The organism is Microcystis sp. M53598_WE2 (assembly GCF_030067735.1).
In the GTDB taxonomy this organism is placed as follows: Bacteria; Cyanobacteriota; Cyanobacteriia; order Cyanobacteriales; family Microcystaceae; genus Microcystis; species Microcystis aeruginosa.
Window position 1 is genome coordinate 1 of sequence record NZ_JASJFE010000936.1, and the last position, 8,806, is coordinate 8,806.

Below are 8,806 nucleotides of genomic sequence, written 5' to 3' on the forward strand. Positions count from 1 at the left end.
GAACCAAAACTCCCCAAAAGTGGAAACGCTACCGCGTTAGTTTCATTCCGGTGGCGATTCATCTCCCGTTAACTGCGTAGCGGTTTAACGGGAGATGAATCGCGACCTTGAGATAGCAAATTAGGTTATACTTCATCTTTAAGAAAAAAGCTGTAAGAATCGACCTCGAAAATGTCTTGACCATCGAACCCGATTCGAGGTATTATATCAGGGTAGATCAGACAGTAATGAAATTCAGATTTAAATTGGCAATGTTAAACCAGTTAAGAATTCTAATTGTTGATGATAATGAAGTAGATCGGATCGCCGTGCGCCGATTCTTAAGAACATCGGAGATGGCGATAGAAATAACAGAAGCCGCTGACTATCAAGAGGCTAAAGAAAAGATGTCCAATAATCTTTTCGACTGTATGTTTATCGATTATCTTCTACCCGATCGAGATGGTTTGACTTTGGTGCGGGAAATTCGGCAACAGGGACTTAAAATACCCCTAATTGTTTTAACCGGTCACGGAGACGAAGGAATTGCCGTAGATATGATGAAAGCCGGTGCTTCCGATTATCTGAGTAAATTTCGTCTTTCTGCCTCGCGCTTAAATCAAGCGATGCGAAACGCCCTACGCATCTATGAAGCGGAACAAGAAGTGGCGATTGCCAAACAAGAAAAAGAGCAATTGGCTAGACAAAAAGAAGATTTTGTTTCGAGGATGACCCACGATTTGCGAACTCCCTTAGTGTCTGTCAATCACATATTAGAACTATTTCAAGAAGGTTTATACGGTGAGATTACTCCCGAAATGAGTCGAGTCATTCATGTGATTATTCGCAGTAATCAAAATCTCTTGGAAATGGTTAATAATCTTTTGGAAGTTTATTGTTATGAAAACGGCGAAAAGATACTTAATTTTACTAAATTAAAGATTATCGATATTCTCGAAGAAGTCTGTCAGCAGTTAACTCCCCTTGCCCGAGAAAAAGGACTAGAATTAAGCTTAAATGCCGAAAATGCCGGGGAAATTTTCCTAACTGGCGATCGCTTGGAACTGCGGCGCGTTTTTACCAATCTCATCGGCAATGCGATTAAATTTACCCAAAAGGGTGATGTGAAAATTCATCTCATCCCCGCTACAGAGGAAGATACTTTTGTCACCATTGTGGTCGAGGATACTGGTATAGGCATTTCAGCAGAAGAACTACCCCGGATTTTCGAGCGCCTGTACTCCGGTTCCCCAGACAGTTCCAACAATGGGTTAGGACTTTATCTCTCCCGTCGCATTATCGATGCTCATGGGGGAACTATTGCCGTCACCTCAGAATTAGAACGGGGTAGTAGCTTTTCTGTCCGTTTACCTGTCTAGAAAGATCGATAATAGAAAAAATACTTTCTGCCGATCGGTCACTGTTAATGGCTTCTAATTGGGATATCTTGTTAATACAAGCGGCGCGTCAGGGCAATCTCGCGCGGGTTCAAGCTTTACTGAGTCAGGGGGCAAATGTCAACGCCACTGATGGGCAAAATACTACGGCTTTAATCTATGCCGTGCAGGGGGGGCATAGGGAAATTGTGGCAATTTTGCGAGAATTTGGGGCTGATATCAACAAAAGTAAACAACCTCAAGGTTTAACCCCTCTCATGTTAGCGGCTGCCCTCAATCACAGTGAAATCCTTGCTCAATTAATCGCCGCCGGTGCTAATGTCAATCAGGTCAATCAAGATGGTACACCTGCACTAATGATCGCCGTTTATAAGGGTCATATAGCGATCGCAGAACAGTTATTAATCGCCGGCGCTCGGGTCAATGTGCGCGATCGGGATGGAGATACGGCTTTATCTGTAGCGATCAAACAAAATTACGCCGCAATTGTCCATTTACTGCTCAATAGTGGTGTAGATGAAGAAATCCGTCAACAAGCTTGGTTACAGGCTCTCGTCGCCAATTGCCCAGAAATCCTCGAATTGTTTATTACCCGTGGTATGCCCCTCGATGCTCCCACTTTATCCGGGGAAACTCCCCTAATTTTGGCTGTAGAGAGGGGAAATCTCGGCAGCGTGCAAACTTTACTGCAAGCGGGAGCAAATCCGAACATCAGCACGGAGGAGGGAGAAACTGCCCTCATGATCGCCGCTGCTGAGGGATATTTCGATATTGTCCGACTTTTACTCGCTAAGGGGGCCAGTGTTGACAATCAAAATCAGGCTGGGGAAACGGCCCTGCATTTAGGGACGATCGAAGGACATTTAGAGATCGTCCAGGCCCTACTACAAGCCGGCGCTTTTGTCAATCACCGCAATCATTTTGGTGATACACCCCTGATCATCGCCACGGTGCAAGGATACGAAGCGATCGTTTTAGAATTGTTAAAACGGGGGGCGGAGCCTAACCTAACTCAGCAGGGAGAAACACCGTTAACTTTAGCTCTACAGCGCAAATTTACGAAAATCTGTCGTTATCTCCTCGACTACGGGGCTAATCCCAACGCCGTTTATCCCGATGGCAAAACCGTCCTCATGAAAGCTTGTGAGGGCAATAATAGTCAACTGGTGCGCCGGTTAATCGATATCGGTGCTGATGTCAATAAACTCGATTTTAGCGGCGCTTCCCCGTTAATGTGGGCGAGTTATCACGGTTGTCTCGACACGGTTAAAGTTTTGTTAGACGGGGGAAAGGTGAACTTAAATCAGAAAAATCAAGGGGGAATGAGCGCTTTAATGTTAGCTAAATTTAATCACCATCAGGCGATCGTTTCTTTATTAAAACAAGCGGGAGCGATCGAATAAGCTGCCCGCGCATTTAAATTGCTTGTTGAGATGAGGCTCCGAGGCTGCGAGGCAGGAGATAGGGTGGTCACTGCGTGCGCGTTGCGGGGGGTGTTAGGGTGTTAGGGTGTTAGGGTTTTAGTTGAAATTCCCCCACTTCCCCACTTCCCCACTTCCCCAGGAGAAACTTTTTGCCGCAAACCCTAGATAGTCAACAGCTTACCATGACCACGGTGATATTATCGGAACCGCCAGCTTTTTTGGCCGCTGCCACTAAATTTTCGACAATTTCCTGACAATCAGCACCGGTTTGCAAATAATCGCTAATTTCCTCGTCGGACACTTCTTCCGTCAAACCATCACTACAGAGAATTAAACTATCGCCGGATTGCACATCAAGGGGAGATACCGTCACTGGGAGCAAACCGGGACGACCGAGACATTTTAATAAAATGTGCCGATAAGGGGAGTTTTTCGCATCTTCTTCGGACATATCGCCCATTTTTATCGCCCTAGCGATCAAAGTATGATCCTCCGTCACCTGTTCTAATTTTTGCTCACGAAAGCGATAGAGACGGGAATCACCAATATGGGTGTACCAAGAGCCATCATCTCGGAAGATAGCTATGACTAGGGTTGTCCCCATCTCCTGTCTTTCGGGATTTTTCAGTTGATCTTCAATAATCTTCTCGTTAGCGGCAGTAATTGCCTCCTGCAGCAATTCCCCGGCAGCCCGGGGCGAATTCCAGTGTTCTTCTAGATGAGCTTGGATAGTTTCAGTGGCGATTTGACTAGCTTCCTGGCCTCCCGCATGACCCCCCATACCATCGGCAACGATAAAAAAGCGGCGCTCGGGGTCGATATAATAACTATCCTGATTAACCGATCGCACCACACCAGGATCGGTCATTCCCCCAAAAGAAAGATTGTTCATTGAAATTTCTGCTACTAACACAATATTTATTATCCTGCGCTCGATTACATCATACGATCCTGACGTTCAATTTTTTGCCAAAGTCTCACAAGAGCTATCCCCGGAAGCAGGGAAATCGCCATCGGTACTAAAGTTAACCAACCAAAACCATTGACAAATAGAAGCGTCGCCGAGATAACCAAAGCACTTATGAGTAAAGTATAGTTGGTTCCCATTTGAATCATACCCAATCGCCGCAAAAGTCGATCGGATTCGCTGGAACGTACCCGGACACGGATATCACCCCGTTCTAATTTTTCGATCGTATCATCGATGCGTCGGGGTAAACTCAGGGCGGTGCTGCTCACTTGGGCCGCTTGCCGTCCTAACTCATCGAGGATATTACTGCCATTATTTCCTGTCATATCATGTACTAATTGCAGGGCAAAAGGTTGGGCTACTTCCATAAAGTTAAATTCGGGATCGAGTCCTTTGCCTACCCCTTCCAGGGTAGAAAATGCTCGCATGACGAAGGTAAAGGTAGCGGGAAAGCGAAAAGGCTGATCGTAGGCGATTTCATAGAGATCATCGCTGATAGAGGCTACGGACTGTTCCTCAAAGGGTTTATCCATGAAGTTATCGAGCATATACTGGATCGAGCGCCGCACTGCTCCCATATCACCATTAGCAGTTAATGCCCCCAAATCCACCAGAGAAGTGACCACGCGATCGGCATCTTTTTGGGCAATTCCCAAGAGAGTCTGCATTAATTTTTCGCGCACGTTGGTTTTAATTTGTCCCATCATGCCGAAATCGTAGAAAATTAAGGAGCCATCACTATCAACGGCGATATTGCCGGGGTGAGGATCCGCGTGAAAAAAGCCGTTATTGAGCAGTTGAATTAGATAGGCTTTTGCCCCTAGTTTAGCCAACAATTTGCGATCGAGTCCTGCCGCTTCTAGGGCCTCATAATGACTGATTTTGATGCCGGGGAGGTATTCTAGGGTTAAAACCCGGGGAGAGGTGTAGCGCCAATAGACTTTTGGTACTTTGACCCAATCTTCCCCGCGAAAATTACGGCGAAAAGTGTCGGCGTTACGACCTTCGTTGAGATAATCGGTTTCTTCCCAGAGAATTTTACAGCATTCTTCATAAATACCCGTCCAATCGCGACCTTTACCCCATTTGGGATGATTTTGGAAGTATTGGGCGATTTTTTTCAGGATGGCCAGATCGATACTAAATAATTTTTTCAATCCGGGCCGTTGGACTTTGACCACCACATCTTCCCCGGTGTTCAGTTGGGCCCGGTGAACTTGCCCTAAACTAGCGGCTGCTAGGGGGATGGGATCGAAGCTTTTAAAGAGTTTATTCAGGGGTTTACCGAGGGATACCTCGATAATTTTGCTGGCCTGTTCGTAGGTAAATGCGGGAACCTGATCCTGTAGTTTCGAGAGTTCTTCCACATATTCGAGGGGAAAAAGATCGGCGCGAGTGGAGAACAGTTGACCGACTTTAATAAAAGTCGGTCCCAATTCTAGCATGGTTTCCCGAATCCAAGCGGCCTGTTTTCTGCGTCTGCCGGCGAGTTTTTCTTGGCTATAGCCGCCGTTATAGCTCCATTTTTTACCGTTGAGCCAGAATTGATAAAGTACAGTCAGAACGAATCGCCAAATATCTAGACGACGACGATTGATGGAATAGCTTTCTCGATTCCAACGATAGCTATTTTTGGCGACTTCGAGGGCCGGCATTGCTGGGTTTAACTCTGGGGTAACGGGGACGGGTAGAAAGGCTGACACGCAATTTTTGGGGCTTTAAAGCGACTAAAAGAGGGTTTTGGGTTAATTCTGGTAGTTTTTTAGTTCCGAGCGCAATTGGGCGATTTCGGCGCGCATTTCGTCGATGTTTTCCTGCACATCGGCACTGGAGGAACCACCGGACTCTGTACCAGTATATACTCCCTTTTCCATGGCTTGATCGGCTCTCATTTGCACTTCTTCGACGAATTGCCGCAGGTTTTCCCGTTGTTCGGCATCAAATTTGCCTAATTCGCTTAAAGCGTTGGTAAACGCATCTTCTAGCTGTTCACCGATCACTTCAGCGATCGCTCGTCCGAGGAAAAAGGCGTGAATAACGGGGTTAGTCATAATCTTAAATGGATGTTTTCGCTTCGGGGTTTGTGGACGGGAAAGGCGATAATAGATTCCCTAACTACTAGGTTAGGCGACAGAACCAGAAAAGGCAAATCGTTTTTCTGAAAACGGAGGTGAGACGGGGAGGTTAATCAACAAAATTAGAGGAAAGAAAGGGCGCTAAGGGAGCAGAATCCGGTCCGATTGCGTCGAGAATTATCGCTGAAATCAACCCGATTAGCGAAATAATAGTGTCATCAACAATATCATCCTCCTGGAGAGTTAAGATGCTCAGAAAACGTTTATTAATCCCCTTAATCTTATCCCTAGTCACTTTTGGTCTAGTGGTGGCCTGTAATTCCGGCACTCCCACCGGTCAAACTAACCCCAGTCCCGCAGAAAACGCCGCCACTGCCGCTATTCCCATCGGCGCAGCTTTGGCTCAAACCAGCAATCTCGCCCTATTGGGACAGGAACAGGTGATCGGTGTCAAGATGGCTGAAACATATTTTAATAAAAAGGGCGGAGTCAATGGAACACCGATTAAAGTTATTATCCAGGATGTGACCGGGGATGAACAGGGAGCGATCAACGCCATCAATACCCTCATCACTCAAGATAAAGTGGTGAGTATTCTTGGTCCGTCCCTGTCCCAACAAGCTTTTGCCGCTAGTCCGATCGCCGATCGAGCCAAAGTTCCCATTCTCGGCCCGTCTAACACGGCTAAAGGTATCCCCCAGATCGGTGAATATGTGGGTAGGGTGTCCGCTCCTGTGGCTGTGGTCGCTCCCAATGCGGTTAAAACCGCTTTAAAAATCGATCCCAAGATTAAAAAAGTGGCTGTCTTTTTTGCCCAAAATGATGCTTTTAGTAAATCGGAAACGGAAACTTTTCAAGAAACCCTGAAGAGTTTAAATCTCGATATTGTCACCGTGCAGAAATTCCAAACCACCGATACAGATTTTCAAAACCAAGCCACCGCCGCTATTAATATTAAACCGGATTTAGTGGTTATTTCTGGTTTGGTTGCTGACGGGGGCAATTTGGTCAAACAGTTGCGACAATTAGGCTATCAGGGATTAATTATTGGTGGCAATGGTTTAAATACTTCTAATATTTTCCCGGTTTGTCAAGCTCAATGTGATGGCATTATCATTGCTCAAGCTTATAACCCGGAATTAGATAGTCCTATTAATCGGGATTTTGTCGCCGCTTATACAGCAGAAAATAAAAAAGCACCGCCCCAATTTACCGCTCAAGCTTTTACGGGAATTCAAGTTTTTGTCGAGGCCTTAAAACGGGTAGATGATAAAAATAAACTCAGTACACTTTCCCTCGAACAAATTCGCCAACAATTAAATCAGGAAATTTTAGCGGGTAAGTATGTCACTGTCTTGGGAGATATTGCTTTTACTCCCGAAGGAGAAATCATTCAGGATAAATTCTCCGTGGCACAAATTAAAATGGATGCCGATGGTAAAAATGGTAAATTTACTTTTGTGAAAAATTAATCAGTAAAGGGTTCTTCTCATTTCTATCTCGTTGCAAGGGTCTCCCTTGCAACGCATTTCCAGAGGTTATAGCTCTTGTGTAATACTAAATCCTGTTTAAAGTGTTCAAGAGTGTTAAAGTCGAGTCCAAAATCAACATAATTCTGTTCTGACTTGCAATGTTCTATTCAATTAATTTATCTAGGGATAGGACAGTATTCGATGGTGGTGTTGGACAAGAATAAAAGAAAAATGTAGGTTGGTTTTCCCTTTCTTCAGAAATTCTTCTTAAGTTTTCGTGTTCCCTAATTCTTGCTCTAAGCTAGTTCTGGAATTTCTGGCGATTATTAGTAGTGAAATTTACAGGAAATAATAACAATTTCTTGATCAGACACGCTATAAACTAGGCGGTGTTCTTTTGTAATGCGTCGTGACCATAATCCTGATAGTTCATGTTTTAATGCTTCTGGTTTTCCTAATCCAGAAAAAGGCTCTCTTTGAACATCTTTAATAAGGCTGACAATTTTAGCGTCAACTTTTTTATCTGCGATCACCCATTGATTAAACTAATCAAAACTTCGGGTTAGAAAGGCGACTTTCCTGATCAGTTAGCAGCATTTACATAAATATAACTATCAGGATTTTTCAGGGATTCTATTGCCTCTTGGAGATGTTGACGGTTAGCTTCTGTGGAAAGCAGATAGTCCGTTTCATCCATTTCAGCAGCTTCTTTAATCAATAAAATCGCTTCGACAACTGTTCCTTCTGGTAAGTCGAGGGGAGGTAAACTAAGTTGACCATTTTTGATGATTGTTTGGTATTTTAGTGCATTCATATAATTTTGCTATTCTTGAGATTTTATTAATTATAGCAGTTTCAAAGATAACTTGGCTCTTCTCGTTTCTGTATAGTCTTACCTCGTTGCCAGAGTATCCCTTGTAAGGCTTTCCAGAGGTTCTAGCTCTTGTGTAACCGATCAGGGAAGGGAGGGAGATCCTCCCTTGTCTCGTACCAAGGTAGAACCTTGGCATCAGAGAAATATGAAGATTTTATTAAATTGTATTTGTAAGTACAACTTTGGATAGGAAAGTGTGTTCATTAACAATGCGCCAGTCTTTGGTGTTGGGTAGTGCGGTGTCTTAACCCAATCGACAAAATAGCGATCGCCGTTAACCTGACAGACCAGACTGGAAGCTTGTGCTGATGATCTAGGATTATTTGCCGATTAATGACTCTTTTCGGAAATTAGAGGACAATACCGTGCCAGTAATTATGGATTTTAACAACTTTCCCCGACCTTTCTTTTTTATTCTCAAGCGATGTCAAAGACCAGATTGAAACGTTAGTAGTTATGGCTCTTCGTTACCCTTTATGCTAAATCAACATACAAGATGCCAAGATAACATACTTATAACCCAAAAATTCCGAAAGTTTCTAAAGCCATAGCCTCTCCGTTTTATTAGTTTAAGTTTATTGTTGATTCCCTCGACCACCCCATTCGTTGTCCTTC

Annotated in this window: 9 protein-coding genes and 1 pseudogene; 4 read left to right on the forward strand and 6 right to left on the reverse strand. The window is 44.4% G+C overall.

Features of this window, described 5'->3' with window-relative positions:
- Window positions 1-251: 251 nt before the first annotated feature.
- Together PX636_RS19050 and PX636_RS19055 are read left to right on the forward strand one after the other, a co-directional pair.
- A complete protein-coding gene (locus tag PX636_RS19050) occupies window positions 252-1,358 on the forward strand; it encodes a hybrid sensor histidine kinase/response regulator (protein ID WP_002761065.1) in 1,107 nt (368 codons plus the stop codon).
- Between the two features lie 47 nt (window positions 1,359-1,405).
- Window positions 1,406-2,779: an ankyrin repeat domain-containing protein gene (locus PX636_RS19055; protein WP_288118313.1), complete on the forward strand. Its 1,374-nt coding sequence runs from the start codon at window positions 1,406-1,408 to the stop codon at window positions 2,777-2,779.
- Between the two features lie 190 nt (window positions 2,780-2,969).
- On the opposite strand, the gene PX636_RS19060 is transcribed toward PX636_RS19055, so the two are convergent.
- The 3 genes from PX636_RS19060 to PX636_RS19070 form a co-directional block, all read right to left on the reverse strand.
- A complete protein-coding gene (locus PX636_RS19060; RefSeq protein ID WP_004162704.1) occupies window positions 2,970-3,692 on the reverse strand; it encodes a Stp1/IreP family PP2C-type Ser/Thr phosphatase in 723 nt (240 codons plus the stop codon).
- Window positions 3,693-3,736: 44 nt separating this feature from the next.
- Window positions 3,737-5,425 carry an ABC1 kinase family protein gene (locus PX636_RS19065; RefSeq protein WP_004162703.1) on the reverse strand — a complete coding sequence of 563 codons (1,689 nt, stop codon included), beginning with the start codon at window positions 5,423-5,425 and terminating at the stop codon, window positions 3,737-3,739.
- 90 nt (window positions 5,426-5,515) lie between these two features.
- Window positions 5,516-5,821 carry a DUF6825 family protein gene (locus tag PX636_RS19070; RefSeq protein ID WP_004162702.1) on the reverse strand — a complete coding sequence of 102 codons (306 nt, stop codon included), beginning with the start codon at window positions 5,819-5,821 and terminating at the stop codon, window positions 5,516-5,518.
- Between the two features lie 272 nt (window positions 5,822-6,093).
- On the opposite strand from PX636_RS19070, the gene PX636_RS19075 reads away from it, so the two are divergent.
- Window positions 6,094-7,317, forward strand: a complete 1,224-nt coding sequence (locus tag PX636_RS19075; RefSeq protein ID WP_288118316.1) for an ABC transporter substrate-binding protein — start codon at window positions 6,094-6,096, stop codon at window positions 7,315-7,317.
- Window positions 7,318-7,643: 326 nt separating this feature from the next.
- Here the strand turns inward: PX636_RS19075 and PX636_RS19080 are convergent, their stop codons facing one another.
- The gene (locus PX636_RS19080) at window positions 7,644-7,850 is read right to left on the reverse strand and encodes a Txe/YoeB family addiction module toxin (RefSeq protein ID WP_004162700.1); all 207 of its coding nucleotides are present in this window, start codon (window positions 7,848-7,850) and stop codon (window positions 7,644-7,646) included.
- Window positions 7,851-7,900: 50 nt separating this feature from the next.
- Window positions 7,901-8,131, reverse strand: coding sequence for a hypothetical protein (locus PX636_RS19085; RefSeq protein WP_004162699.1), 231 nt, complete (start codon window positions 8,129-8,131; stop codon window positions 7,901-7,903).
- A 377-nt stretch (window positions 8,132-8,508) separates the two neighbouring features.
- On the opposite strand from PX636_RS19085, the pseudogene PX636_RS19090 reads away from it, so the two are divergent.
- Window positions 8,509-8,634, forward strand: a pseudogene (locus PX636_RS19090) (DUF4334 domain-containing protein); the annotation flags it as partial.
- 41 nt (window positions 8,635-8,675) lie between these two features.
- On the opposite strand, the gene PX636_RS19095 reads toward PX636_RS19090, so the two are convergent.
- On the reverse strand, window positions 8,676-8,806 hold a 131-nt coding region (locus tag PX636_RS19095), incomplete at its 5' end, for a transposase (protein WP_288118318.1).